Here is a 26,462-nt window from a genome sequence, read left to right as displayed (position 1 = left end):
ATCGCGGGCAAGCCCGGCTCCTACAGGTTGCACTTTCTGTTGGAGCTGGCTTGCCTGCGATGGCCTCGGCGCGGTGCTCGTGAGTTCACGGCGTCTGCATCGCGGGCAAGCCCGGCTCCTACAGCTGGCGTGGGCTCTGTTGGAGCTGGCTTGCCTGCGATGGCGTCGGCGCGGTGCCAGTGAGTGCGCGGCGTCTGTATCGCGGGCAAGCCCGGCTCCTACAGCTGGCGCGGGGCCTGTTGGAGCTGGCTTGCCTGCGATGGCGTCGGTGGGGTATCCGCGAGTACGCGGCGTCTGCATCGCGGGCAAGCCCGGCTCCTACAGGTTGCGCGAGCTCTGTTGGAGCTGGCTTGCCTGCGATGGCGTCGGCGCGGTGTCAGTGAGTGCGCGGCGTCTGTATCGCGGGCAAGCCCGGCTCCTACAGTTGGCGCGGGCCCTGTTGGAGCTGGCTTGCCTGCGATGGCGTCGGCGCGGTGCCAGCGAGTTCGCGGCGCCTGCATCGCGGGCAAGACCCGCTCCTACAGCTGGCGCGGGCTCTGTTGGAGCAGGCTTGCCTGCGATGGCGTCGGTGAGGTACCAGTGAGTGCGCGGCGTCTGCATCGCGGGCAAGCCCGGCTCCTACAGGTTGCGCGGGCCCTGTTGGAGCTGGCTTGCCTGCGATGGCGTCGGTGGGGTACCAGTGAGTGCGATGCTTTTCGTACAGCGACTAAAGCGAGATTGGTTTACGCCCGGCGAACGAATGCGCCAAGGTACCGCCGTCGACCAGTTCCAGCTCACCACCCAGCGGCACGCCATGGGCAATGCGCGATGCGACGACGCCTTTGTCAGCCAGCAACTGGGCGATGTAATGAGCAGTCGCCTCCCCTTCCACCGTCGGGTTGGTGGCCAGGATCACTTCACGCACGCTGCTCTGCTCGGCAATGCGGGCCATCAACTGCGGGATGCCGATAGCCTCAGGGCCCAAACCGTCGAGCGGCGACAAGTGCCCCTTAAGCACAAAGTAACGACCCCGATAACCGGTCTGCTCCACCGCATACACGTCCATCGGCCCTTCAACCACACACAGCAGGCTGTCGTCACGACGCGGGTCGGCACATTGTGGGCAGAGCTCTTGCTCGGTCAGGGTTCGGCATTGGCGGCAATGCCCAACCCCATCCATGGCCTGGCTTAGTGCCAACGCCAGGCGCGCACCGCCACTGCGGTCACGCTCCAGCAAGTGCAGCGCCATACGCTGCGCCGTTTTCTGGCCGACACCCGGCAAGGTACGCAAGGCGTCGATCAACTGTCGGATGAGTGGGCTGAAGCTCATGGGAAAAGGCCTGAACGCGACTAAACGCGGTTTATACCCGGCTGCCGGGGTGGCGTCAAATCCACGGCAACGCCCCCCCGCCACCCTGCCCAAGGGTTACTTAGCGTTCGATTTCGGTCTTTTTCTCGCCTTCGATCAGGTCGAAGGCATAGCTGCGCCCGCCGGTTTTATCGAACTCAAGCACAGCCCCTGGCAGCAAACGGTGCACAACAGCCGATGCGCAGTTCTTGCCCTTGCTTTCGCAGGCACGGAAACGGTCCAGTTCCACGGTCGCGTTACCATTGTTACGCACCACCAGCTTGCCCTGGCGCTCATCTATATCAACCTTGAACTGGGTGTTCGTTGGGCGTACGTAGAACAGCGAACCGAATCCCGCCATGACCTGAACACCGGCTTCCAGGCTGTCCTTGTAGTCCTTGGCACCGTCGGCATTCACCTCAAAGCCATCACCAACCTCAGGCACCACGGGGTTGAAGCGCAGGCGGTAGTAACGCTCGCGGTCGCGCTCACCCCGGTACAGCAAACGCACCGACTGCATGCCAGAGGCCGGGATAATCAACCGAGCGGGGCTTACCACCAGTGAGCGGCTGGCACTGTCCTGGCCATCGAGGGACACTTCACGGAACTTGCCGTCTGGCCCACGCACCAGCTCCCAGACGCTGACCTTGACGAACGCCGTAGAGGTGCCGCCATTGTAGATACGCTTGACCTGAGTGGTCTTGGAGGCATCGAGATAATCGTTCAGGGCGCCGATGTTCAGGCGTGGCATCGCCTGGGCAGCCCAGGGTTGCAACAACAGCGCAGCGGCAATGATCAGTAGTTTTTTCATGGCATAAACCCTTGTTAATGGTATTTGGAAACAACCAACTAACCGGCATGCAATGATCCCTAACCGGCGAGGCAGATTCTTCCAAACAAACAGCCGCGGACATACCGGGCTATTCCGCTAGAGGTGTAGGACTATTCCTACCAAGAGCACTACCAAAGACACTGCCAAACCACACATTCCACGCTCAGCGCCCGGCGCCACATCACTCACAAGGGTGTTTCAAAGATCAGATTGACAAACCCCTGATAATGCCCGGGCGCATAGGGCCCGTCAGCGGCAGAGATCTGCACCGGCATGTACGCCTGCACGCTGCTGTCGGCGGCCGAAAGCACCTCTTGAGCGATCAGGTTCAGCTCTCTGCCGTTCACCTTCACAGTGAGCGGAATTGAATCCGAACCACTGGTAATCACCGGCTGCTGGACCAGCCTGGCCTGGATGCCCCCCGAAACGCTCTTGGCGATATAGCGCTTGGTCAATGGCTGCAGGCGCTGCTGCATCACGTTATAGCTCAGCGCCTGGCTGCGCTGGTCCCAACCGCCTTCAGCTTGAACATAAAACGACTGCGACGGAACCTGAACAATGACCTCAACCTGTTTCCGAATATCCACTGCCATTGCACTGCCCGCGACGAGCAATGCTAACGGGATAGCCAAGTACTTTTTCATAATAGGCTCACTAAAAAATTCACAGATACAGGCCCGGCAATGCCAACCCCAGGCCACTGCATAACCGGCCAACAACACACACTCAGCTTTTAAGCGCGTAGGGTTTAAGGGCCTCGCCTTCGCGCAGTTCGAACTGGTACGTGCGCCCGGCCTGCTTGGTGAACTCACGCACCTTCCCGGGCCGCACATGGTAGGTATACGGGGCAGTACACTGCTCGCCCTTGCTGTCACAGTCCTTGAACGACTCCAACACCACCGACGCCGTACCGTTGTTACGCACCCGGAACATACGCGGCTGGTCATCCAGCACCGTGGCATAGCGGACGTTACGCGGTGCCACCAGCAGTACCGTGCCAAAGCCCTTGAGCACACTGACGTCCGCCGCAAGGGTTTTCTGGTACTGGGCCGCCTCTTCTTTGCTCAGGGCAAACTCATCCTCGCCTTTGGGCAACACCGGCTTGAAGCGCAGGCGAAAGTAGCGCTCCACCGTCCGGTCACCGCGAAACAGCAGGCGTACGTTCTGCATACCCTGGGCCGGAATGATCAACCGCGAAGGCGTTGCCACCAGCGCCCGTTGCCCGCTGTCCTGGCCATCCAGCGGGGTTTCCTTGACCTTATCGTCGTGATCGAAATGCATCTCGGCCACCGACACGCTGACAAAGGCCGTTGAGCTGCCGATGTTGTTCAAGCGCTTTTGCATCGTGCTGCGCTCTGCGCCCAGGTAGTCATACAACGTGCCGACGTAAAGCTCAGGCATGGCCTGCGCCACACAGGCCTGGCCAAGCAGCAGCGCTGCCCACAACTGACGTTTGATCATTGCCATTACGCTCCTCTTGAGCCGCCTCACCTCGCACCCCAGGTGCTAGAGCAAGGCATCGAACACCACCGTGACATTCCCCCGGTAGGTGTCTCCCGGGTTTGCTACCATCGCTGCCGCTTCACCAGGGGCCGTCGCAAAATGTAGCGCCCCGGGCTGGTTGAACACCGGCGTCGCCGTCTCGACACGCAGCCGCTGCATGCGCCCGGTCGGGATCGGGTGGCGCTCTACCGCCTGGCCGTTATGGAGCTGAAGGCCCCCGGGCAGCGACATCTTTATATCCAACGCGGCAGTATGGTTATTGCGGGGATTTCGAATACCACATAAGCGGCCGACTTCGTACTCACATTCCATGAAAACAGACATCGGCCCGGTTTTGGTAATCCGGAATGGCAGGTCGCGCACCAACCTCTCGGGCGCAGGCCCGCCATTCAGCCAGCGCATCCAGCCACCTGGCGGCTCGAGGATCACCTTGTCGGAGTTGGCCGGGAACTGCAGTTCGAAGGCGTGTTGTACATCGAGTTCGAATTTGATTTTCAGGCTATTGGTATTGAGGTTTGTGACGTTATTACCGAGAGCAATTTCACCATTCTCGCCAACAGTGTAATTTACCTCACCCGTATAGAGACCAGCTGGCATCTCAAGTGGGTTAGGTGCGATCAAACGATAAGCAACAGAAAATGCCTGCACAGCCGTAACTGCTGGAAGCCCTGGATCTTCCGAATAAGAGCCAGTTGTACAACCGGTTGGAGCCGTAGGATTTAGAATACGCCACAAGTTAGTACCAGTGCTGTACCCAACAGCTGCCTGTAACTCATTACATCCGCCTTCAACATGCCGCCCCACATTAGGAATCCTTCCGGGGCCACTGATATTTCTTAACGTTGCGCTAAATGATGAAAACGCAAAATTTAATTGTCGCGAAGACCCATCCGGCGAAGACACTGCCACCGTCCTCTCTGCCGGAAACGCCACATAGTAACGATTTCTAAAGTCCGGATCCCAAGACACCGTGTCCTTTGTGTATCTAATGCCTAACTCAACTGACTTGCCCTCTTGAGTACTACAGGCAGGATAACTCGGCCAAATACCACAAAACCCACTAACAGGCGTCGTATTTTCAAACCGCATATTCGTCGAAGAAGGCCGGAACTGCGCCGTAATCGTCACCTCGGATGCCAACGCAGCCTCGGCGCCACCCAGCAGCGCCAGCGAAAGCGCCGCCAGGCGCATTGTTTTCATTGGTTTCATACCGACCTCTCCATCGTCGTTAGCGTCAAGGTTAGCCACGCTTGGCGATTTGCACGGTCTGAGCCGTATACAGGCGCATTAAAGGTGCTAGAGCAAGGCATCGAACACCACCGTGACATTCCCCCGGTAGGTGTCTCCCGGGTGTTGCACCATCGCTGCCGCTTCACCAGGGGCCGTCGCAAAATGTAGCGCCCCGGGCTGGTTGAACACCGGCGTCACCGTCTCGACACGCAGCGGCATCGTGCGCCCGGTCGGGATCGGGTGGCGCTCTACCGCCTGGCCGTTATGGAGCTGAAGCCCCCCGGGCAGCGACATTTTTATATCCAACGCAGCAATGTGATTATTGCGGGGGTTTCGAACACCACATAGGAGGCCGACTAGGTACTCACATTCCATGAAAACAGACATCGGCCCGGTTTTGGTAATCCGGAACGGCAGGTCGCGCACCAACTTCTCGGGCGCAGGCCCGCCATTCAGCCAGCGCATCCAGCCACCTGGCGGCTCGAGGATCACCTTGTCGGAGTTGGCCGGGAACTGCAGTTCGAAGGCGTGTTGTACATCGAGTTCGAATTTGATTTTCAGGCTATTGGTATTGAGGTTGGTGACGTTATTACCGAGTGCAATTTGACCATTCTCGCCAACACTGTAATTCACTTCGCCCGTGTAAAGACCTGCTGGCATTGCCAATGGGTTAGGTGCGATCAGTTTATAAGCAACCGAAAACTCTGAAATATCCGAAACAGCCCGAAGCCCCTCACCTTCGCCATGAGCACCCACGTGGCACCCAGTAGGACTTTCAGGACTATTAATACCCCACAGATTAACACCCCAACTCACACCATTACCTATAGCCCCCTGCAATGCCCTACATCCACCTTCGACATAAAACCCCCAATTCGCGGGAAATCCGAGGCCACTTCTTTTTACTAAATACGCACTGAACGAGGTGAATGAAAAGCTCAATTGAACCGGAGCCCCACCAGCCGCCGAAACGTCCACAAGCTGAGTTCCCGGAAACAGCGCATAAAATCTGTCTCTCTCAATCGGGGCCCATGACACCGTTTCTTTAGTGTAATTAATACCTAAATCAATAGATTTTCCATCATCCTCCTGACACGAAGCATAAGAAGGCCAACGATTACAAAACCCACTAATCGGCGTCGTATTTTTAAACCGCATATTCGTCGAAGAAGGCCGAAACTCCGCAGTAATCGTCACCTCAGATGCCATCGCAACCTCGGCGCCACCCAGCAGCGCCAGCGAAAGCGCCGCCAGGCGCATTGTTTTCATCGGTTTCATACCGACCTCTCCATCGTCGTTAGCGTCAAGGTTAGCCACGCTTGGCGCTTGGCGCCTTGGCCGGTTCTGCCGCTGCCAGCCGCTCAGGCGTGCAGGTCTGGTCGCCGACCAGCAACACATCGTGCTCACGCTCGTAGCGGTCTTTGTCCAGGCGCAGGAAGCACTGCTGGCCACCTTTGTGCCGCACTTCCAGCGTAGGCGTGGATTCGCTCATTTCCACAGAGAAGAACCCATCGGCCTCACTGACACTGCGGCTGGCATGGTTGATCACCATCGCGCCACGCAGCGGCTCGCCGCTCTTGTCGAGCAACCGGCCGATCACGGTCACGGTGCGCATGATCCGCACTTTCTGGTACGCCACACCGCCCTTGTTCAGGTGGTAGCTGGCCGAGGCCGGCTGGATTACCGCCGCAGGCGCCGCATCGCCGTTGAAGTCGAACTGCAGGTTGCCGGACTTGTACGCCGACACCGGGACCAGGTTGCGCCCCGGTTTAAGGGTGCTGGCCAAGCCCTGTTGGTCGTAGGCCTGCATTTCCAGGTCGGTGAAGTCGGACTCGACATCCACCACCATGGCCGACTGCATCAGGCCGGTGTCGCCGCTCATGGCCACTGAGCCGCCACCAATACCCACGGTGCTTTGCAGGTTCAGGCCGCCACTCAGTTCGTTGTTGAACGATGAGGTTTGCAGGTGGGCAGAACCGGACATGGCACGGCCCTGCAGCTCTGCACTGGAACCAACGCCCACGCCGAAGCTGTCGGCGTTGAGGGTACCGGTCACGCTGCGCAGCACGCCGTGGTCGAGTTGCTGCTGATAGCTGAGCGAGGCGTTGTGCTCGCGGCTGCCGTCACGGCCAGTGCGGCTGCCAAGGCTGCCATAGGCACGGCTGCCATCGCTGCCCAGGCTCATGGTCAGGCTGACATCGACGCCGCGGTTACGCGCCCCACCGCTGCTGGCACTGCCGGGGCGGTCGAACACCGAGAAACGCCAGGTCGCATCCGAACCCATGACCATGCCACGGCGCACCCAGGACAAGTCGACACCCACACCCGAGTTGGCACCCGTGCTGTGGTTAACCCGCAGGTTGGCGCTGTTCTTGTCGTCCAGGCGCTGCTGCAGGCTGAGCGAATTCTGTTGCGTTTCACGCACTTCACGCTTGGCACGGCTGTTCAGGCGGTCTACCGAGTTACCGGTGGTGGTCTCTATCCAGGAACGGCTGTGGCTGAGGACCACGCTGCCGCCTTTGTGGGCATAGATGCTTTGCAGGTCGTAGCCATTGCCCTGGTTTTCGGTGTGATGCAGGTTACCGTACAGCTTGACGTTGTCTTTGATGTCCCAATCCAGCGAGGTGCCGTACTGCATGGCGTCGTTGACGCGCTCGGTAGAAAGCCCCAGCACGGCACGCGGGTGCAGCAGGTAGTTGGCCATCACCCCGGCGCCCAGGCTTTTGGCCCGGTCATCCTGCCAATTGCTCAGCAGGTCCTGGCTTTGCCCCAGGTAGGCGTTGTAGCGCCAGCGCTGGTCCGGGTTCGACCAGTTGCGCGGCTTGTACACGAACTCTTCGCTACGCGAGGTGATCTCGCCATCTTCAATCAGGCGCACTTCCACTTCATAGATCCCCCCCGGCAGGCTGCGCGTGTCGAGGGTTTGCAGGCCTGGTTGCACGGCCTGGGTGTAGATCAACGAGCCATCACGGTACACCTCGACCGTCGCCGGGCGGTTGGGCGTGACGTAGATCGGGGTGGTGCTGGCCTGGCCGTCATTGATCACCAGGCTGTCGTTCGAGCCGAACATGAACCCTACGATGCCCTCCGGGCGACTGCCCAGGGTGTTCGGCTGACGGGTAAGCCCTTGAGCGCTCGGGGCAAAGTAGCCCAAACGGTAGAAGCGGTCATCGACCAGGCGGTCGGCGTGCAGGTCACTGACCCGGTAGCGTTGCATCTGGCCGCCGGTGCCCGAACTGCGGTCCACCTGGCCACGGGCCGTGGTGGTCCACTGCCCTACACTGCCTACACCTTCCAGGGTGTAAGTGCCATGCACGTCGCGCTCCCCGCCGGAAAGGTTCAACTGGTTGCGCAGCAGCACGCCGTGGCTGCCCTGCTCGGGCAAGGCATGAAAACGCGCCAGGCTGGCATCACGCTCGGCGGCCTGGGTCAGAATCGACAGCTGCGAGTTGGCCAGGCTGTAATGCAGGGCCAAGAGCCCATTGGCGCATTTTTTGGTGCAATCGCCCAACGGCTGCGGGTCGTTCAAGGTGGCCAACCACTGCTGCAACACCTGCGCCGAAACCTCCGACTCGTGGGTATCGGTGTACTCAAGCAGTTGAACCTTCTCGTCACGGGTGAGAATCAGCATGGCTTCTGCCATGAAACGGCCGTCGAGGTCGACCCGTACGGCCAGGGGTACATCAAAGAAATGATCACGAAACTCCGCCGGCAGGCCCTGGGCCTGGGTCAGCAGCGAGATTGCGCTCGAGGGCTGCTGGTTGGCCTGAGCCGTACCCAGCCCAATGCTCAATGCACCGGCAAGTGCAAGCGCTAACAAACTTTTGGCGTACGGAAAAGTTGTCATGATCATCTCTCGGGCAATAAGTCCCCGGCTCGCGCAAAAACAAGCGCGAACGATTAAAGATGGGGAGGTTTAAACGGGAAAGCGTAATAGCAGCCTGGGGGCACGAGGGGGAACACAATACCCCCAGGCATTCAAACTAGAGACGGTGTAGCGGTTACATCGGTGACATTAGCTCCCCGATGTAGGCACTGTAGGCAGCGGAGTTTCAAACGTCATGTTGACAGTGCCGCTGTAGCTACCTGGATCATATGGACCGGCCTGAGCAGCAACTTTGAACCCCACGATCGATTCTGTAGCGGCAGCAGCAGTCGGGATAACCACCTGGCTGGTAGTAGTCAGTCTGATGCCGTTAAACTCAACATCAAGGAGAATCGCGTCTGCGCCGCTGTTGATTTGCGGCACACCGTCGAGTTTGGCGCTAATGGCGCCCGAGGTGCTCTTGGCAACATAACGCTGCTGGACTGGCGTCAAAGTTTGCGTAACTGCGTTATAAGGCAATGCTTGAGGGGCAGTATCCCAACCCGTGTCGGCCTCAACATAGAATGCATCGGTTGGAATATTAGCAGTGATATCAACCGTCTTGCTTTTCGTATCAACAGCAAAGGCGCTGCCAGCAACGAGCATGGCGAAAGGAACAACCAGGAACTTCTTCATATGAACTCCACAGGGAATTTCGAGAAACAATGGGTTTGATGCAATCGACAGCCTTACATAAGCAAGTTTCTGTCTATGGCTTACAGCGCTATCTGTCAGACATTCATCACTGCTAACCAATGCGCACAGTATGGCGATTGCTTTACACGCAAGATGTAGGTACTAAGCTCAGAAAATGTAGGAATATTCTTACTAAAGCCCGCGATAAGCGCATAACCCGTGACTGCACCTTTGTAGGAGTAGGCCTTGCCTACGATAGGATCAGTGGGGTATCAGCACGCACGCAGCGCCTGCCACACTTGCTGGCAACACGGTCACTCTGTAGGAGCAAGGCTTGCCTACGATGGCTTTAGCGGGGTTTCAGTGAGTCCGCGGCGCTTGCATCGCGGGCAAGACCCGCTCCTACAGCTGGCGCGGGGCCTGTTGGAGCTGGCTTGCCTGCGATGGCGTCGGCGGGGTTTCAGTGAGTCCGTGGTGCCTGCATCGGGGGCAAGCGCGGTTTTTGTTGGAGCTGGCTTGCCTGCGATGGCGTCGGTGGGGTGTCAGTGAGTGCGCGGTGCCTGCATCGCGGGCAAGACCCGCTCCTACAGCTGGCGCGGGCTCTGTTGGAGCTGGCTTGCCTGCGATGGCCTCGGTGGGGTTTCAGTGAGTGCGCGGCGTTTGCATCGCGGGCAAGCCCGGCTCCTACAGGTTGCGCGAGCCGTGTTGGAGCTGGCTTGCCTGCGATGGCTTCGGTGGGGTTTCAGTGAGTCCGCGGCGTTTGCATCGCGGGCAAGCCCGGCTCCTAAAGGCTAGCGCGGGCTCTGTTGGAGCTGGCTTGCCTGCGATGGCTTCGGTGGGGGTTTCAGTGAGTGCGCGGCGTTTGCATCGCGGGCAAGACCCGCTCCTACAGCTGGCGCGGGGCCTGTTGGAGCTGGCTTGCCTGCGATGATTTCGGTGGGGTGCCAGCGAGTTCGCGGTGCCTGCATCGCGGGCAAGACCCGCTCCTACAGGATGCAGGCTTGCCTGCGATGGCGTCGGTGGGGTGCCAGTGAGTGCGCGGCGTTTGCATCGCGGGCAAGACCCGCTCCTACAGCTGGCGCGGGCTCTGTTGGAGCTGGCTTGCCTGCGATGGCGTCGGTGGGGTGCCAGTGAGTGCGCGGCGTTTGCATCGCGGGCAAGCCCGGCTCCTACAGGCTGGCGCGGGGCCTGTTGGAGCTGGCTTGCCTGCGATGGCGTCGGTGGGGTGTCAGTGAGTGCGTGGTGCCTGCATCGCGGGCAAGACCCGCTCCTACAGGTTGCGCGGGCTCTGTTGGAGCTGGCTTGCCTGCGATGGCGTCGGTGGGGTGTCAGTGAGTTCGTGGCGTTTGCATCGCGGGCAAGCCCGGCTCCTACAGGATGCTGGCTTGCCTGCGATGGCTTCGGTGGGGTGCCGTAGACCTAAACGAAAAAACCTGGGGTTCGCACTGCATCAAGTGCGAACCCCAGGTTTGGCAACAGCGCTATATGCTAAGCAATCAGCGCGAAACAAGCGGTGTTTCAAAGGTCATGTTGACCATGCCCGAGTAACTACCCGGCGCATAAGGGCCCGCCTGGGCAGAGATTTCGATCGGAATGAACACCTGGTTGCCCCTTTGACTCTCAGGCACCACAATCTTGGCGGTATTGTCCAGATCAACCCCATTGATGCTGACATTAAGGTTGATTGCATCGGCGCCACTATTCATCTGGGCCGGTCCTTCAAGTCGGGCCTCAATGGCCCCGGTGGTGCTCTTGGCAATCAGGCGCTGAACGACGGGCCTCAGCGTTTCGGTTACCACGTTGTAGCTCAACTCTTGCACCCGAGTATCCCAGCCGTTTTCAGCCACAACATAAAACGAAGCGGCCGGAATATGGGCAATGACTTCAACTTGCTTGCGAACGGGGTTACTGGCAAAAACGCTACCGGCAGCGAGCATGGCGAACGGGATGATCCAGTATTTCATGATATGCACCTTTGATAATGTACGAATTCAAGCGGTTAGTAAGGCTTAACAGAAACGCCAACCGGCGCCCCCTGTTCATGGCCTGCAGCGCTATCATTCAGATCGCAGTCGCTGCCAACCAATGCGCACATTATCGACATCCTTCTGCCTCGCTTATGTAGGCGCAGAGCTCGAGGGACGTAGGAATTTTCCTCAGGATTTTCAATTTCGCATCATTTGCCTACAAGTAATCTCTAATGTTCGAACAAAAAAAATGCCAGGCATTGGCCTGGCATTTTTTACGACTGATGCCTTAGAACGGCATTTTGAAGCCCGGCGGCAGTTGCATGCCGGCGGTCATGCTGCCCATTTTGTCCTGGCTGTTCTGCTCGACCTTGCGTACCGCGTCGTTGACGGCGGCGGCGATCAGGTCTTCGAGGACTTCCTTGTCTTCCTGCATCAGGCTGTCGTCGATGCTGATGCGCTTGACGTCGTGACGCCCGGTCATCACCACGCTGACCAGGCCTGCACCGGATTGACCGGTCACTTCAGCATTGGCAAGTTCTTCCTGCATCTTGGCCATTTTTTCCTGCATCTGCTGTGCCTGCTTCATCAGGCCGGCCATGCCACCTTTCATCATGGGGATCACCTCAAGTATCACATTACGGAATACGGCCAGGAGCACGCTCCAGGCCGCCAGTGTCATTCAGTTACTCGCTTTGGCCAACGAAAGCGTCCACAGGTTCAATAGTATCCTCACGCACCACGGCACCGAACTGCTGGATCATCTGCTGGATGAACGGATCAGCATGAATTGACGCTTCAGCATCACGCTGGCGCTCGGCACGGCGACGCGCAGCGGCCTGGGCCGGGGTTTCCTGCTGGGGCTGGATCAGTTCAATGACCAGGTTGATGCTGCGCCCCAGGTGCTGGTTCAGCGCGTCGTTAAGGCGACGTTGCTGGGTGGCGTTGAACAACGCGCCCTGCCCTGGGTCCAGATGCAGCAGCCAATTGTCGCCCTCAGCGGCCATCAGGGTGCAGTTGGCGGCGATATTGCCGGTCATGCCGGAAACCGGCAACGCAGGGAACATTTCCAACCATTGCAGCGCAAGCCCGGTGGCCGGCTGGGCGGCCGGCAAGACTACCGGTTCAGGCTCGGCAACGGCGGGCACCATTTCGCTGGCCAGCTCGTCCAGGTAGCTGTAGCCCATTGGGTCCAGCTCAGGTTCGTAGTAATCCTCGTCCAGCGGCGGCTCGTCGTCACGCTCCATGCCCGCCGGGCTGTAGCTGGCATCATCATGCGGTGGCGGCGCTTCCTGCACCGGCGCGGCTACTGAAACAACAGGCTGTGCCGCCTCGACCACGTCCGCTTCAGCGACTGGCTCTGGCTCTGGCTCTGGCTCTACAGCAGGCTGCGCCATGGGCGGGTCGTTCCACGGCAGATCGATCTCGGCCTCAGCCGGTGCCGACACAACGGGAGCGGGTTCTGCAACCGGCTCAGGCTCAGGCTCAGGCTCAGCCGGCAAGACCGGCACAGGGGCTGGTGACTCGACCACGGCCACGGGCGCCTGTACCGGCGGCATAGCGGTGGCCGCAGCCACTGCTACCGTGGAATCAGCTGTGGCCTGGCTGATCCCCACTGGCTTTAGCGTTGGCCTGGGTGCGTCCGGGGTATCGGCCGGACGGAAGGCCAGCATCCGCAACAGCACCATCTCGAAACCACTGCGCGGGTCGGGTGCCAGCGGCAGGTCACGGCGGCCAATCAGGCCCATCTGGTAGTAAAACTGCACATCTTCGGCAGGCAGTGCCTGCGCCAGTGCCAGCACGCGTTCGCGGTCACCCTGGCCGTTATCGACCGCCTCGGGCAAGGCCTGGGCAATGGCCACGCGGTGCAGCACATTGAGCATTTCAGCGAGCACACCGCTCCAGTCCGGGCCCTGTTCGGCCAATTGCCGAACCGCCTCGAGCAATGCCCGGGCATCGCCCTCAAGCAGTGCCTGGAGCACTCCGTAGACCTGGCCGTGGTCAAGGGTACCGAGCATCGCACGGACATCGGCGGCCAACACCTTGCCTTCACCAAAGGCGATGGCCTGGTCGGTCAGGCTCATGGCGTCGCGCATCGAACCGTCGGCAGCGCGACCAAGCAGCCACAGTGCATCATCTTCAAACGGTACGTTCTCGACACCCAGCACATGGCTCAGGTGTTCGACGACGCGCTCCGGGGTCATGTTTTTCAGCGAGAACTGCAGGCAGCGCGACAGGATCGTGGCCGGCAGTTTCTGCGGATCGGTGGTGGCGAGGATGAACTTGACGTAAGGCGGCGGCTCTTCCAGCGTCTTGAGCAAGGCGTTGAACGAGTGGCTGGAGAGCATGTGGACTTCGTCGATCAAGTAGACCTTGAAGCGCCCACGGCTAGGGGCGTACTGCACGTTGTCGAGCAGCTCGCGGGTGTCCTCGACCTTGGTCCGGCTGGCGGCGTCGATCTCGATCAGGTCGACAAAACGCCCTTCGTCGATCTCCCGGCAGACCGAACAGGTGCCGCACGGGGTCGAGGTGATGCCGGTTTCGCAGTTAACGCATTTGGCAATAATGCGCGCGATGGTGGTCTTGCCCACACCCCGGGTACCGGTAAACAGGTAGGCGTGGTGCAGGCGCTGGTTGTCCAGCGCGTTGATGAGGGCCTTGAGCACATGGGTCTGGCCGACCATTTCGCGGAACGAGCGCGGACGCCATTTACGTGCAAGAACCTGATAACTCATCGAAAACCGTCGCGATCCAGAAGCTGAAGAGGGCTAATGCTAGCGGAGCGGGGGCAAAATTGCATCCGGTGTCGTCTACGCTGTGCAAGAGGACAGGCAGCAGGCGGCTCAATCGTCGAAAAGCCGACCGCTCACACAGCAAAAGCGCTGTCTGAGAGAGGAAATATAAGGAGGGGGGACTTTCTAAATGGAGGCGACCCCACCAGCCACACCCCGGCACACGATGTTCCCGCTATGGCTGCTCCCTTCCGGGCCTGACCAGGTTGACGGGTAATCGTTGCGGGGGGACCGATGGGGCCACCACTACGCGGCTCATCAAGCGACGAGCCGCGCCATTGTACCGGTCTTGCGCCAAGTTACAACCTCTGCCTCAAGAAAAAACCAACGTTTCTCAAGGACTTGGCTTCATGCCTCGATGCCGTGGCTGGCGAGAAAGACGACAAAGGCGTCCTCATCCATCACCTGAAGGCCCAGTTCATTGGCCTTGGCCAGCTTGGAACCTGCGCCGGGGCCGGCGACCACGCAGTGGGTCTTGGCCGAGACCGAGCCGGCAACCTTGGCGCCCAGCCCTTCCAGCTTGACCTTCGCCACGTCGCGGCTCATGCGCTCCAGGGTACCGGTGAGCACCCAGGTCTGGCCGGCCAGCGGCAAGCCTTCGGCGACTTTTTTCTCACTGGCCCAGTGCATGCCGAACTCAGACAATTGCACCTCGATGGCAAGCGCCTGGGCTACGTTGTCCGGTACGGCGAAAAATTCACGCAAGCCCTGCTTGGCCTTTTCGTTAAGGCCTTTCATGACGCTCAGTTCGAGCCAGTCGCGGCTCAGCGCAATCACCTGCTCGAGGCTGCCGGCTTTTTCGGCCAGGTTCCTGGCGCCGGTCGCTGCAATGCCCGGGATGTTCAGTTTTTCGATGAGGCCTGCCAGGGTGGTGCTGGCAGCGAACTCGGCATGCACCTCGCCTTCATCCTGCAAGGCGATGCCGGCGCCGAGCAATTGGTTGATGACCGCCTGGTTGTGGGCGTCGCCAAAGAAACTGTGGATCTCATGGGCCACTTCCAGGCCGATATCCGGCAGGTAGGTCAGCACTTGAGGCAACGCCACCCTCACCCGCGCCAGCGAACCCAGGGAGCGCGCCAGCACCTTGGCGGTTTCTTCGCCGACATCGGGAATACCCAAGGCATAAATGAACCGCGCCAACGCGGGCTGTTTGCTCTGCGCGATGGCCGCCAGCAGGTTCTTGCTGGACAACTCGGCAAAGCCTTCCAGGTCGACGATCTGCTCGAAGGTCAGGCTGTAGAGATCGGCAGGCGAACGGATCAGGCCTTCGTCGACCAGTTGCTCGACGCTTTTCTCACCCAGCCCGTCGATGTCCATGGCTCGGCGCGAGACGTAATGGATGATCGCCTGCTTGACCTGGGCGGCACACGCCAGGCGCCCGACACAGCGGTAGACGGCGCCCTCGCTGACCGTCTCCTTGCCCTTGCTGCGCTTGACCAACTGGGTACGCTCGACGTGCGAACCACACACCGGGCAGGTGTGCGGAATGTGAACCGGGCGTGCATCTGCCGGGCGCCGTTCCAGCACCACCTGCATGACCTGAGGGATCACGTCGCCAGCACGGCGGATGATCACCGTGTCACCGATCCGCAAGCCCAGCCGGTCGACTTCGTCCATGTTGTGCAAGGTCGCGTTGGCTACCGTGACCCCGGCGACCTTCACCGGCTTCAGGCGCGCCACTGGCGTCACCGCGCCGGTACGGCCCACCTGAAATTCCACGTCGAGGACTTCGGTCAGCTCTTCCATGGCCGGGAACTTGTGGGCAATCGCCCAACGCGGCTCACGCGCGCGAAAACCCAACTCGCGCTGATAGGCCAAGCTGTTGACCTTGAACACCACGCCGTCGATTTCATAGGGCAGGTCATTGCGGCGACGGCCGATGTCGCGGTAGTAGTCCAGGCATTGCGCTACACCCACGGCCAGTTTCAGTTCGTGACTGATCGGCAAGCCCCAGGCCTTGAGTTGCTGCAAAATGCCGACATGGGTGTCGGCAATGTCTGCCGAGACCTGCCCCAGGCCATAGCAGCAGAACTCCAGCGGCCGGCTCGCGGTGACTTTCGAGTCGAGCTGACGCAGGCTGCCTGCGGCGGCGTTACGCGGGTTGGCGAAGGTTTTGCCGCCGTTTTCGATCTGGCTGGCGTTCAACCGATCGAAGCCCGCCTTGGACATGAACACTTCACCGCGCACCTCCAAAACGGCCGGCCACCCTGCCCCCTCTAGCTTGAGCGGAATGTTGCGCACGGTACGCACGTTGACACTGATGTCTTCGCCGGTGGTGCCATCGCCACGGGTTGCGCCTTGCACCAGCAGGCCATCGCGATAGAGCAGGCTGACCGCCAGGCCATCGAGCTTCGGCTCGCAGCTGTACTCCACGGCCGCGCCGTCCCCGAACAGGTCGCCCGCTGGCAGCTCCAGCCCTTCGACCACCCGTCGATCGAAGTCACGCAGGTCGCTTTCCTCGAAAGCGTTACCCAGGCTCAGCATGGGCACTTCATGGCGCACCTGGCTGAAGGCCGACAGCGCTGCGCCACCAACACGCTGGGTGGGCGAGTCGGCTGTCACCAGTTCGGGGTGTTCTGCTTCCAGGGCCTGCAGTTCGCGGAACAGGCGGTCATACTCGACATCCGGAATGCTCGGGGCATCCTGCTCGTAGTAGCGCCGGTTGTGCTGCTGGAGTTCGGCACGCAGTGCGAGGATTCGGGTTTCGACGGTCATGTTCGTGTTCTCTTGCCATGCAAAAGAGCAACCCTGGCTGCCCAGGCTGCTGACACACCCCCGCTTTTCAGCGGTTTTCTCACGGTAGGAGCAGGCTTGTCTGCGATGCAGGCGCCGCGAATTCACGGGCACCCCATCGATCGCTTCGCAGGCACGCCTGCTCCCACGAAGATCACACAGGGGGGCTGTCAGCAACCTGAGCAGCCGTGGCTGCTCTTTGAGTGTTTAGGGTGCTTGGGATCAACGCTTCTGGGTCAGCGCCCGACGCTCGAACTCGACGATGCGCTGGCGGTAGTGCTCGATGGTCTGCGCGGTCATGACGCTACGCTGGTCATCTTTGAGCTCACCATTGAGCTCGTGTGCCAGTTTGCGTGCAGCCGCCACCATCACGTCGAATGCCTGCTTCGGATGACGCGGGCCCGGCAGGCCCAGGAAGAAGCTCACTGCACGCGTGCTGAAGTGGTCGATGTCGTCCAGGTCAAATACACCTGGCTTGACTGCGTTGGCCATGGAGAACAGCACTTCGCCGTTACCGGCCATGCTTTCGTGACGGTGGAAAATGTCCATTTCGCCAAAACGCAAACCGCTTTCAAGAATGTTCTGCAGCAGCGCCGGGCCCTTGAAGCCGCCCTCGTCACGGGAAATCACGCTGATCACCAGCACTTCTTCTACCGGTGGCAACTCTTTGCCTGCATTGGCAGCGCCAAAGCCGGTGCTCTTGGTGCGCGTTTCGTCCGGGAAGTCATCGGACGCATCGGCGAACAGGTCCGGCTCACGCGGCTCAGCGGCCAGGTTCAGGTCGCCCTGTTGCGGCTCGCTGTTACGCTTGTTGCGCTTGGAAGACTTCGGCTTGCTCTCACGTTCACGTTCACGCTCACGCAGCGGCGCACTCATGGATGGCAGGTCCTGCTCATCCAGCTCCGGCTCCTTGTGATTGTCCAGCACACGGGAAGGCCCCAGCACATCAGGGCTGCTCTCCTCGTCAGGCAGGTTGGAGAAACTGCGATCCAGACGGAATTTCAGCTTACCCTTGCCACCACGCATACGACGCCAGCCGTCAAAAAGAATACCGGCGATGACAATAATGCCGATGACGATCAGCCACTCGCGCAGACCGATTTCCATGTAATCCCGTGCCTCTGTAAAAAATGCTGATAAATAAAGGGCTTAAAGCCCTTTAAAACGTGGCGCCAACTCTATGTTCTGACAGGCGTTTTGCCCACGCGTAATAAAAATTGCCATTAAGCTAGCACGACCAAAGATAACTTTACACCGTCTGTCGCAACTGACAGGTCCATTAAGCGCAGGTTCACGCCTTATGACACCCGATCAGGCGTCGACCATGGCCATCGCCTCCTCCACATCAACCGCCACCAGGCGCGAGCAACCGGGCTCGTGCATGGTCACCCCCATCAATTGATCGGCCATTTCCATGGCGATCTTGTTGTGGGTGATATAGATGAATTGCACGGTCTGGCTCATTTCTTTTACCAGCCGGGCATAACGCCCCACGTTGGCATCGTCCAGTGGTGCATCGACTTCGTCGAGCATACAGAACGGTGCCGGGTTCAACTTGAAGATCGCGAACACCAACGCCAGGGCAGTCAACGCCTTCTCCCCACCGGACAACAGGTGGATGGTGCTGTTTTTCTTCCCAGGCGGGCGCGCCATGATCGTCACCCCTGTATCGAGTAAATCTTCGCCCGTCAGTTCCAGGTAAGCGCTGCCGCCACCGAAAACTTTTGGGAAAAGTGCCTGTAAACCGGCATTTATCTGATCAAAGGTATCCTTGAAGCGATTACGGGTTTCCTTGTCGATCTTGCGAATGACGTTTTCCAGCGTCTCCAGCGCCTCGACCAGGTCGTCGTTCTGCGCGTCCAGGTAGCGCTTGCGCTCGGACTGCTGCTGGTACTCATCGATGGCCGCCAGGTTGATGGCGCCCAGGCGCTGGATGCGCCCGTCGATACGCTCCAGTTCAAGCGCCGCTTCCTGCTCGCTGGCCTGTTCGGTCAGGGTTTCGAGCACGCCGTGCAGGTCATAGCCATCGGTGTGCAGTTGTTCCTGCAAGGCCTTGCGCTGAACACTCAGCCCTTGCCATTCCATACGGTGCTGCTCAAGCTGGCCGCGCAGCAGCTGGGACTGCTGCTCCGCCTGGCTGCGACGTTTTTCGGCCTCGCGCAACTCGCGGTCGGCTTCGTCCATGTGCAGGCGCGCCTGACGCATTTCGTCATCGACGCTCATGCGTTTTTCCAGCAGCTCTTCGAGCTTGAGCCGGAGCTCTTCCAGCGGCGCCTCGCCCTCCTCCAGGTTCAGCGTCAACTGCTCACGCTTTTCCGTCAGCCGCTCGGACTGCAACTCAAGGCGCTCAAGCGCCTGACGCGTGGAGTCGTGCTGGGCACGGAGCGAGCCCAAACGCACTGCCAACTGGTGGGCGTGGTCCTTGTGCTGCCGCGCCTCCTGACGCACCCGGTCAAGCCGCTCGCGCAGGTTGTCGCGCTGGGCCAGCAACAGCTCACGCTGCTCAGTGTCCTGCGCCATGAGGTCAAGCGCTTCCTGCAGTTGCAAGCGCGATTCACCGAGGCTTTCGTGCTCGATGGCACGCTGCTCAAGCAGCTCGCTCAATTCCTCGTCAAGACGGCGACGGCGCAGCGCCAACTGCTCGGCACGCGCCTTGCCCGCCGACAACTGTGCCTTGAGCTCGCCCTGCTGGCGCGCTTCGTCCTGCGCCCGGCGACGGATCTGCTCGCGGCCGTCCTCCAGGCTGCGCTGTTGCTCGCGCAGCGTGAGCAGCTGCTCGTCCAGAAGCTCCAGTTCGGCCTGCAAGGCTTCGTGCTCAAGGCGCAGTTGCTCAAGCTCCTGCCCTCGGGCGAGCACCCCGCCCTCGGCATCACTGGCACGCGACACCCGCAAGAAGTGCCGCCCGACCCAATAACCGTCACGGCTGACCAGGCTCTGCCCTTCGGCCAGTTGGCCACGCAGCGCCAACGCCGCATCGAGATCTTCCACCGGGCGTACCTGCCCCAGCCACGGGGCCAGGTCGACACGGCCTTGAACCTTGTCGAGCAAACTGCCCGGCTGGCTCGTCGCAGTGCCGCGTACATCGAGCAGGCGCAATGCGCCTTGATCGAAGCTGGCCAGGTCCAGGCCGGTGAACGCATCGACCAGCACGGCCTGCAGGTCAGCGCCCAGCACGGTCTCGACCGCCAGTTCCCAGCCCGGCTCGACGCGCAAGCCCTCGGCCAGTCGCGGACGCTGCGCCAGGCCCTGCGCCTGCAACCAGCGAGCGGTGCCGCTGCCAGGGTCCAGCGCGGCCTGCTGCAAGGCTTCCAGCGAGGCCAGACGACCACCCAGGCGCTGCAACTCGCCCTGGGTTTGCTGCTGAGCGCTGCCAACCTGCTGCAACTGCTCGCGCAGCACCTCAAGCCGCTCGACGGCCTGCTGCTCTTCCAGTTGCAGGTCTTCAAGGAGCAGTTCACTGCTGGCCAATTGCTCGCCCAGCTCCAGTATCGCCGCGTCTTCAGGGTCGGCACTGAGCTGGTCACGCTCCTCGCCCAGTTTGCGCTGACGCTCGGCCAGACGCTCCAGGCTGTGCTCCAGTTGCTGAATGCGCGACTGCTGCACTTCGGCCTGACGGCGCGGCTCGGCCGAACGGGTATTGAAGCTGTCCCATTGCTCCTGCCAGCCATGCATGGTGCCTTCGGCTTCTTCCAGCGTCGCGGCAGACTCTTCGGCAGCCGCCAGGGTCATTTCCTGCTCGGGCTCGAGCATTTCCAGCTCTTCAGCCAGGGTTGCCAGCAACGTGCGGTCATGCCCCAGGTGCGACTCGGTTTCCTGACGCGAACGCTCGGCCTCCTTGAGGTCATCCTGCAATTGGCGCAAGCGCTGCTGGCCATGCTGGATGCTTTGCTCGACCCGGGCGATATCACCGCCCACCGAATAGAAGCGCCCCTGAACCAGGTTGAACCGTTCAGACAGCTCATGGTGACCGTCACGCAGGCGCTCGATGCTGGCATCGGCATTGCGCTGTTCCGCGACCAATGCCTCGAAGGCCACTTCCTGATCGCCGATGATCGCTTCACGCTGGCCCACCTGATCGTTCAGTGCGCGCCAGCGCAGTGCCGCCAGTTGCGCCTTGAGCTGGCGCTCCTCGGCCTTGTATTCCTTGTACTTCTCGGCAGCCTGGGCCTGGCGGTGCAAGCGCTCAAGCTGGCGCTCAAGCTCTTCGCGCAGGTCGGTCAGGCGCTCGAGGTTTTCATGGGTGCGGCGAATGCGGTTCTCGGTTTCGCGGCGGCGCTCCTTGTACTTGGAGATACCGGCGGCTTCTTCGATGAAGTTGCGCAGCTCTTCGGGCTTGGCTTCGATCAGCTTGGAGATCATGCCCTGTTCGATGATCGAGTAGCTGCGTGGCCCCAGGCCAGTGCCGAGAAAGATATCGGTAATGTCACGGCGCCGACATTTGGTGCCATTGAGGAAATAGGTGTTCTGGGCGTCTCGGGTGACCTTGCGGCGAATGGAGATCTCCGCATAGGCGGCGTACTCGCCGACCAAGGTGTTGTCGCTGTTGTCGAAGACCAGCTCGATACTCGCCTGGCTGACCGGCTTGCGGCTGGTCGAACCATTGAAGATGACATCGGTCATCGACTCGCCGCGCAGGTTCTTGGCCGAGCTTTCGCCCATCACCCAACGCACCGCGTCGATGATGTTGGACTTGCCACAGCCATTGGGCCCGACAACGGCCGCCATGTTACTGGGGAAGTTGACGGTGGTCGGGTCGACGAAGGACTTGAACCCGGCCAGGCGAATGCACTTGAGGCGCATGCTCAGGCAGGTACCAGCGCCGTCAGCACAAGGTCGCAACTGCGCTGACAATACTCGACCAGCACACTGCGGATGCGCGGCAGGTCACGTGCAACCACGGCCTCGAGCAATTGCGCGAACAGCACCAGGAAGTCATCCATTTCGGCCTTGCGCTGATCCAGCGCCAGGTAATACGTGCGACTCATGGCCGGCTGCAGGTTTTCGACGGTTTCCTGCAGGTAAGGGTTGTTGGCAAACGGATAGGCCGCGCGCATTACCGCGAAGCTGTCTTCAACGAATGCCTTGATGTCCTTGCGCTCGCAGGCAGCGCGCAAACGCTGCTGAATGACCAGAAACGGAGCAAGCTCGGTGTCGCTGCGCAGGTGCGTGGCAACGGCATTGCCCAACAGGATGTACAGCTCGCTCATCAGCGTGCAGAGGCTGCGTACATTGTGCTCGTTTAGCTCGGTAACGTGCGCGCCGCGACGCGGCAGGATCGTGACCAGATGCCGGCGTTCGAGAATCAGCAGCGCCTCACGCACGGAGCCGCGGCTGACATTCAGCGCCTGGGTGACCTTCAGCTCCTGGATACGCTCGGCGGGTTTGAGCTCGCCGCGAATGATCCGCTCGGCCAGGTAATGGGCAATTTGCTCGGAGAGGCTGTCCGGCGCCTTGAACGTCATGGTTTTCCTTCAAACTCTTTGAACGGTGCACAAGGGCGGGATTGTAGCGCACTTGCCCCCCACTCGCGCAGGGCCTCTCGGCCCGTTCTATGCTTAAAAAGTCAGGTGTAGAGCGTACCAGGCGCCATTTCGATCATTTTCCTGACCCACAAGTCAGAAAGATGTTGACCGAAAAGTCAGGCCTGCTTAGAGTCAGCACAACCCCGCTCAACAACAATAATTCGCTTGTGAGGCCTTCCGTGATCCAGTTTCTCTTTAATCAGGAGCTGCGCAGTGAGCACGCCCTGGACCCCAATCTGACAGTGCTTGAATACCTGCGTGAACACCTGGGCAAACCCGGCACCAAGGAAGGCTGCGCCAGCGGCGACTGCGGCGCTTGCACTGTCGTGGTCGCTGAGCGCCATACGGATCAGGACGGCCTCGAACGCCTGCGCTATCGCAGCCTGAATGCGTGCCTGACCTTTGTGTCGGCGCTGCATGGCAAACAACTGATCAGTGTTGAAGGGCTCAAACACCAAGGGCAGTTGCACAGCGTTCAACAGGCAATGGTCGACTGCCACGGTTCACAGTGCGGCTTCTGCACGCCCGGCGTGGTGATGTCGCTGTTCGCCCTGCAGAAGAACAGCGACGCCCCGGACCTGCACAAGGCCCAGGAGGCGCTGGCCGGCAACCTCTGCCGCTGCACCGGTTATCGGCCGATTCTGGCAGCCGCGGAACAGGCCTGCTGCCAGCCGCCAGCCGACCCGTTCGATGCCGCCGAGGCGCAAACCATCGCCCGGCTCAAGGCGATTGCGCCCAAAGAAACCGGCGAGCTCAACAGCGGCGATAAACGCTGCCTGGTTCCACTGACCGTGGCCGACTTGGCCGAGCTCTATGGCTCGCACGCGGAAGCGCGCCTTCTGGCCGGTGGTACCGACCTGGCACTTGAGGTAACCCAGTTCCACAAGACCCTGCCAGTGATGATCTACGTCGGTAACGTCGCCGAGATGAAGCGCATCGAGCACGTCGACGAGCGCATCGAGATTGGTGCCGCCACGCCATTGACCGACTGCTATGGCGCGCTGAGCGCCGAGTACCCCGACTTTGGCGAGCTGCTGCACCGCTTCGCCTCGCTGCAAATCCGCAACCAGGGCACCTTGGGCGGCAACATTGGCAACGCATCACCGATTGGCGACGCCCCGCCCCTGCTGATCGCCCTGGGCGCCCAGATCGTCCTGCGCAAAGGCGACAGCCAGCGCACCCTGGCCCTGGAAGACTACTTCATCGATTACCGCATCACCGCCCGCCAGGAGAGCGAGTTCATCGAGAAGATCATCGTGCCGAAGGCTTCGCCCGGCTGGGCGTTCCGCGCCTACAAGTTGTCCAAGCGCCTGGACGACGATATCTCGGCGGTCTGCGCGGCAATCAACCTGCGCATCGAAGGCGGCGTCATCCACGAGGCACGCATCGCCTTCGGCGGCATGGCGGCCATCCCGAAACGCGCCCAGGCCTGTGAAACGCTGCTGACAGGCAAGCCCTGGAGCCAGGCACTGATTGAACAGGCCTGCCAGGCCTTGAGCGAAGACTTCACGCCGCTGTCGGATTTTCGCGCGAGCAAGGAGTACCGCTTGCTCAGTGCGCAGAACCTGCTGCGCAAATACTTCATCGAACTGCAAACACCGCACATCGAGACTCGGGTGACCGCTTATGTCTAACCATCCTCACGTCGCCAAGAGCCAGGCAGAGCTGGCCGACCTGTTCAGCCAGGACATGACCAGCGGTGTAGGCCGCAGCGTCAAGCATGACAGCGCCGACAAGCATGTGTCCGGCGAAGCGGTGTATATCGATGACCGCCTGGAGTTCCCGAATCAGTTGCACGTGTATGCCCGGTTGTCCGACCGTGCCCATGCGCGCATTGTCAGTATCGACACCGCGCCCTGCTACGCCTTCGAGGGCGTGCGCATTGCCATTACTCACGAAGACATACCGGGCTTGAAAGACATCGGCCCGCTGCTGCCGGGCGACCCCTTGCTGGCCATCGACACCGTGCAGTTCGTCGGCCAGCCGGTGGTGGCTGTGGCCGCACGCGACCTCGACACCGCGCGCCGCGCCGCGCTGGCAGCGATCATCACCTACGAAGACCTGGAGCCGGTGCTCGATGTGGTCGAAGCGCTGCGCAAAAAGCACTTTGTCCTCGACAGCCACACCCACCGGCGCGGGGACTCGGCCAGCGCATTGCGCGATGCACCCCATCGCTTGCAGGGCACCCTGCATATCGGCGGCCAGGAGCATTTCTACCTGGAAACCCAGATCTCTTCGGTGATGCCTACCGAAGACGGCGGCATGATCGTCTACTGCTCGACCCAGAACCCCACCGAGGTGCAGAAACTGGTCGCCGAAGTGCTCGATGTACCGATGAACAAGGTGGTGGTCGACATGCGCCGGATGGGCGGTGGCTTTGGCGGCAAGGAAACCCAGGCGGCGAGCCCGGCCTGCCTGTGCGCGGTGATCGCGCACCTGACCGGCCAGCCGACCAAGATGCGCCTGCCTCGCATGGAAGACATGGTCATGACCGGCAAGCGTCACCCCTTCTATGTCGAATACGATGTCGGTTTCGATGACCGCGGTCGCCTGCAGGGCATCAATTTCGAGCTGGCCGGTAACTGCGGCTGCTCGCCCGACCTGTCGGCGTCCATCGTCGACCGCGCCATGTTCCACGCCGACAACGCCTATTACCTGGGCGACGCCACGATCAACGGCCACCGCTGCAAGACCAACACCGCCTCAAACACCGCCTACCGGGGCTTCGGCGGCCCACAGGGGATGGTCGCCATCGAGGAAGTGATGGACCGTATTGCCCGCCATCTGGTGCTCGACCCACTGGCGGTGCGCAAGGCCAACTATTACGGCAAGACCGAGCGCAACGTCACCCATTACCACCAGACCGTCGAGCACAACATGCTCGAAGAAATCACCGCAGAGCTGGAAGCCAGCAGCGACTACGCCGAGCGCCGCGAGTCGATTCGCCGCTACAACGCCAACAGCCCGATACTGAAGAAAGGCCTGGCCCTGACACCGGTAAAATTCGGTATTTCCTTTACCGCCAGCTTCCTTAACCAGGCCGGTGCGCTGATACACCTCTATACCGACGGCAGCATCCACCTGAACCACGGCGGCACCGAGATGGGCCAGGGCCTCAACACCAAGGTTGCCCAAGTGGTGGCCGAAGTATTCCAGGTCGATATCTCGCGTATCCAGATCACCGCGACCAACACCGACAAGGTGCCCAACACTTCGCCGACTGCGGCGTCCAGCGGCGCCGACCTGAACGGCAAGGCTGCGCAGAACGCGGCTGAAACCCTGAAGCAACGCCTGGTCGAATTTGCCGCGCGGCAGTACAAGGTCAGCGCGGAAGACGTCGTGTTTCACAATGGCCATGTGCGTGTGCGCGATGAGATCCTGTCCTTTGACACCTTGGTGCAGCAGGCCTACTTCGCTCAGGTTTCACTGTCGAGCACCGGCTTCTACAAGACCCCGAAAATCTACTACGACCGCAGCCAGGCCCGTGGCCGCCCCTTTTACTACTACGCCTTTGGCGCGGCCTGCGCCGAGGTGATCGTCGACACCCTGACCGGCGAGTACAAGGTACTGCGCACCGACATCCTGCATGACGTCGGCGCGTCACTGAACCCGGCCATCGACATCGGTCAGGTGGAAGGCGGTTTCGTCCAGGGCATGGGCTGGCTGACCACCGAAGAGCTGGTGTGGAACGCCAAGGGCAAACTGATGACCAGCGGCCCGGCCAGCTACAAGATTCCGGCCGTGGCCGACATGCCGATCGACCTGCGGGTGCGCCTGGTCGAGAACCGCAAGAACCCGGAGGACACGGTGTTCCACTCCAAGGCCGTAGGCGAGCCGCCGTTCATGCTCGGTATCGCCGTCTGGTGTGCCATCAAGGATGCCGTGGCCAGCCTGGCCGATTACCGTGAGCAACCGCTGATCGACGCCCCGGCCACACCGGAGCGCGTGCTCTGGGGCTGCGAGCAAATGCGCAAGGCGATGGCGGCGCACCCGCGCACCGAAGCCGAGACAGCAGCACCATGACCGCCCTATCGCCCGCACAGCCTTACGGTCAC

The 26,462-nt window shown here is 60.9% G+C and carries 17 protein-coding genes and 1 other RNA gene; 2 read left to right on the top strand and 16 right to left on the bottom strand.

Translation table 11 applies throughout. The features are described 5' to 3' along the window. Positions 1-706 precede the first annotated feature (706 nt). From recR to UIA24_RS15955, 16 genes are all read right to left on the bottom strand, one after another. Positions 707-1,309, bottom strand: a complete 603-nt coding sequence (recR, locus tag UIA24_RS16030; protein WP_065760962.1) for a recombination mediator RecR — start codon at positions 1,307-1,309, stop codon at positions 707-709. Positions 1,310-1,409: 100 nt separating this feature from the next. Beyond that, on the bottom strand, positions 1,410-2,138 hold the full coding sequence (locus UIA24_RS16025) for a pilus assembly protein (RefSeq protein WP_065760961.1): 729 nt from the start codon (positions 2,136-2,138) through the stop codon (positions 1,410-1,412). 206 nt (positions 2,139-2,344) lie between these two features. Continuing rightward, a complete protein-coding gene (locus UIA24_RS16020; protein ID WP_330523281.1) occupies positions 2,345-2,803 on the bottom strand; it encodes a CS1 type fimbrial major subunit in 459 nt (152 codons plus the stop codon). An 82-nt stretch (positions 2,804-2,885) separates the two neighbouring features. After that, positions 2,886-3,626 (bottom strand): molecular chaperone, encoded by a 741-nt coding sequence (locus UIA24_RS16015; RefSeq protein WP_330523280.1) that lies wholly within the window; start codon positions 3,624-3,626, stop codon positions 2,886-2,888. A gap of 39 nt (positions 3,627-3,665) precedes the next feature. Next, positions 3,666-4,871 (bottom strand): hypothetical protein, encoded by a 1,206-nt coding sequence (locus UIA24_RS16010; RefSeq protein ID WP_330523279.1) that lies wholly within the window; start codon positions 4,869-4,871, stop codon positions 3,666-3,668. A gap of 87 nt (positions 4,872-4,958) precedes the next feature. Further along, positions 4,959-6,170: a hypothetical protein gene (locus UIA24_RS16005; protein ID WP_330523278.1), complete on the bottom strand. Its 1,212-nt coding sequence runs from the start codon at positions 6,168-6,170 to the stop codon at positions 4,959-4,961. Positions 6,171-6,201: 31 nt separating this feature from the next. Continuing rightward, a complete protein-coding gene (locus tag UIA24_RS16000) occupies positions 6,202-8,739 on the bottom strand; it encodes a CS1-pili formation C-terminal domain-containing protein (RefSeq protein WP_330523277.1) in 2,538 nt (845 codons plus the stop codon). 168 nt (positions 8,740-8,907) lie between these two features. After that, entirely contained in the window at positions 8,908-9,393 is a 486-nt protein-coding gene (locus UIA24_RS15995) for a CS1 type fimbrial major subunit (RefSeq protein ID WP_330523276.1), read from the bottom strand. 1,496 nt (positions 9,394-10,889) lie between these two features. Beyond that, entirely contained in the window at positions 10,890-11,357 is a 468-nt protein-coding gene (locus tag UIA24_RS15990; protein WP_330523275.1) for a CS1 type fimbrial major subunit, read from the bottom strand. A 292-nt stretch (positions 11,358-11,649) separates the two neighbouring features. Continuing rightward, complete coding sequence (locus UIA24_RS15985) at positions 11,650-11,976, bottom strand: YbaB/EbfC family nucleoid-associated protein (RefSeq protein ID WP_065760970.1); 327 nt, start codon at positions 11,974-11,976, stop codon at positions 11,650-11,652. 70 nt (positions 11,977-12,046) lie between these two features. After that, entirely contained in the window at positions 12,047-14,095 is a 2,049-nt protein-coding gene (gene dnaX, locus UIA24_RS15980; RefSeq protein WP_330523273.1) for a DNA polymerase III subunit gamma/tau, read from the bottom strand. 197 nt (positions 14,096-14,292) lie between these two features. Then, positions 14,293-14,389, bottom strand: an RNA gene (gene ffs / locus UIA24_RS15975) — signal recognition particle sRNA small type. Between the two features lie 111 nt (positions 14,390-14,500). After that, positions 14,501-16,867, bottom strand: coding sequence for an NAD-dependent DNA ligase LigA (gene ligA, locus UIA24_RS15970; RefSeq protein ID WP_330523272.1), 2,367 nt, complete (start codon positions 16,865-16,867; stop codon positions 14,501-14,503). 240 nt (positions 16,868-17,107) lie between these two features. Then, entirely contained in the window at positions 17,108-17,992 is an 885-nt protein-coding gene (zipA, locus tag UIA24_RS15965; protein WP_330523271.1) for a cell division protein ZipA, read from the bottom strand. A 204-nt stretch (positions 17,993-18,196) separates the two neighbouring features. Further along, the gene (gene smc, locus UIA24_RS15960) at positions 18,197-21,685 is read right to left on the bottom strand and encodes a chromosome segregation protein SMC (protein WP_330523270.1); all 3,489 of its coding nucleotides are present in this window, start codon (positions 21,683-21,685) and stop codon (positions 18,197-18,199) included. Between the two features lie 2 nt (positions 21,686-21,687). After that, positions 21,688-22,347 carry a GntR family transcriptional regulator gene (locus UIA24_RS15955; RefSeq protein ID WP_065760382.1) on the bottom strand — a complete coding sequence of 220 codons (660 nt, stop codon included), beginning with the start codon at positions 22,345-22,347 and terminating at the stop codon, positions 21,688-21,690. 239 nt (positions 22,348-22,586) lie between these two features. Here UIA24_RS15955 and xdhA point away from each other — a divergent pair, with 239 nt between their 5' ends. Together xdhA and xdhB are read left to right on the top strand one after the other, a co-directional pair. Next, entirely contained in the window at positions 22,587-24,041 is a 1,455-nt protein-coding gene (xdhA, locus tag UIA24_RS15950; protein WP_330523268.1) for a xanthine dehydrogenase small subunit, read from the top strand. Beyond that, the gene (gene xdhB, locus UIA24_RS15945; protein WP_330523267.1) at positions 24,034-26,430 is read left to right on the top strand and encodes a xanthine dehydrogenase molybdopterin binding subunit; all 2,397 of its coding nucleotides are present in this window, start codon (positions 24,034-24,036) and stop codon (positions 26,428-26,430) included. The genes xdhA and xdhB overlap by 8 nt, the downstream gene beginning before the upstream one ends. Positions 26,431-26,462 lie beyond the last annotated feature (32 nt).

The organism is Pseudomonas sp. AL 58 (assembly GCF_036348395.1).
GTDB lineage: Bacteria > Pseudomonadota > Gammaproteobacteria > Pseudomonadales > Pseudomonadaceae > Aquipseudomonas > Aquipseudomonas defluvii.
This window is presented reverse-complemented; position numbering and strand designations above follow the sequence as displayed.

Excerpts from the sequence above, each read along its gene's own strand:
- recR (WP_065760962.1), bottom strand. The coding sequence starts at position 1,309 with ATGAGCTTCAGCCCACTCATCCGACAGTTGATCGACGCCTTGCGTACC.
- UIA24_RS16025 (WP_065760961.1), bottom strand. The coding sequence starts at position 2,138 with ATGAAAAAACTACTGATCATTGCCGCTGCGCTGTTGTTGCAACCCTGG.
- UIA24_RS16020 (WP_330523281.1), bottom strand. The coding sequence starts at position 2,803 with ATGAAAAAGTACTTGGCTATCCCGTTAGCATTGCTCGTCGCGGGCAGT.
- UIA24_RS16015 (WP_330523280.1), bottom strand. The coding sequence starts at position 3,626 with ATGGCAATGATCAAACGTCAGTTGTGGGCAGCGCTGCTGCTTGGCCAG.
- UIA24_RS16010 (WP_330523279.1), bottom strand. The coding sequence starts at position 4,871 with ATGAAACCAATGAAAACAATGCGCCTGGCGGCGCTTTCGCTGGCGCTG.
- UIA24_RS16005 (WP_330523278.1), bottom strand. The coding sequence starts at position 6,170 with ATGAAACCGATGAAAACAATGCGCCTGGCGGCGCTTTCGCTGGCGCTG.
- UIA24_RS16000 (WP_330523277.1), bottom strand. The coding sequence starts at position 8,739 with ATGACAACTTTTCCGTACGCCAAAAGTTTGTTAGCGCTTGCACTTGCC.
- UIA24_RS15995 (WP_330523276.1), bottom strand. The coding sequence starts at position 9,393 with ATGAAGAAGTTCCTGGTTGTTCCTTTCGCCATGCTCGTTGCTGGCAGC.
- UIA24_RS15990 (WP_330523275.1), bottom strand. The coding sequence starts at position 11,357 with ATGAAATACTGGATCATCCCGTTCGCCATGCTCGCTGCCGGTAGCGTT.
- UIA24_RS15985 (WP_065760970.1), bottom strand. The coding sequence starts at position 11,976 with ATGATGAAAGGTGGCATGGCCGGCCTGATGAAGCAGGCACAGCAGATG.
- dnaX (WP_330523273.1), bottom strand. The coding sequence starts at position 14,095 with ATGAGTTATCAGGTTCTTGCACGTAAATGGCGTCCGCGCTCGTTCCGC.
- ligA (WP_330523272.1), bottom strand. The coding sequence starts at position 16,867 with ATGACCGTCGAAACCCGAATCCTCGCACTGCGTGCCGAACTCCAGCAG.
- zipA (WP_330523271.1), bottom strand. The coding sequence starts at position 17,992 with ATGGAAATCGGTCTGCGCGAGTGGCTGATCGTCATCGGCATTATTGTC.
- smc (WP_330523270.1), bottom strand. The coding sequence starts at position 21,685 with ATGCGCCTCAAGTGCATTCGCCTGGCCGGGTTCAAGTCCTTCGTCGAC.
- UIA24_RS15955 (WP_065760382.1), bottom strand. The coding sequence starts at position 22,347 with ATGACGTTCAAGGCGCCGGACAGCCTCTCCGAGCAAATTGCCCATTAC.
- xdhB (WP_330523267.1), top strand. The coding sequence starts at position 24,034 with ATGTCTAACCATCCTCACGTCGCCAAGAGCCAGGCAGAGCTGGCCGAC.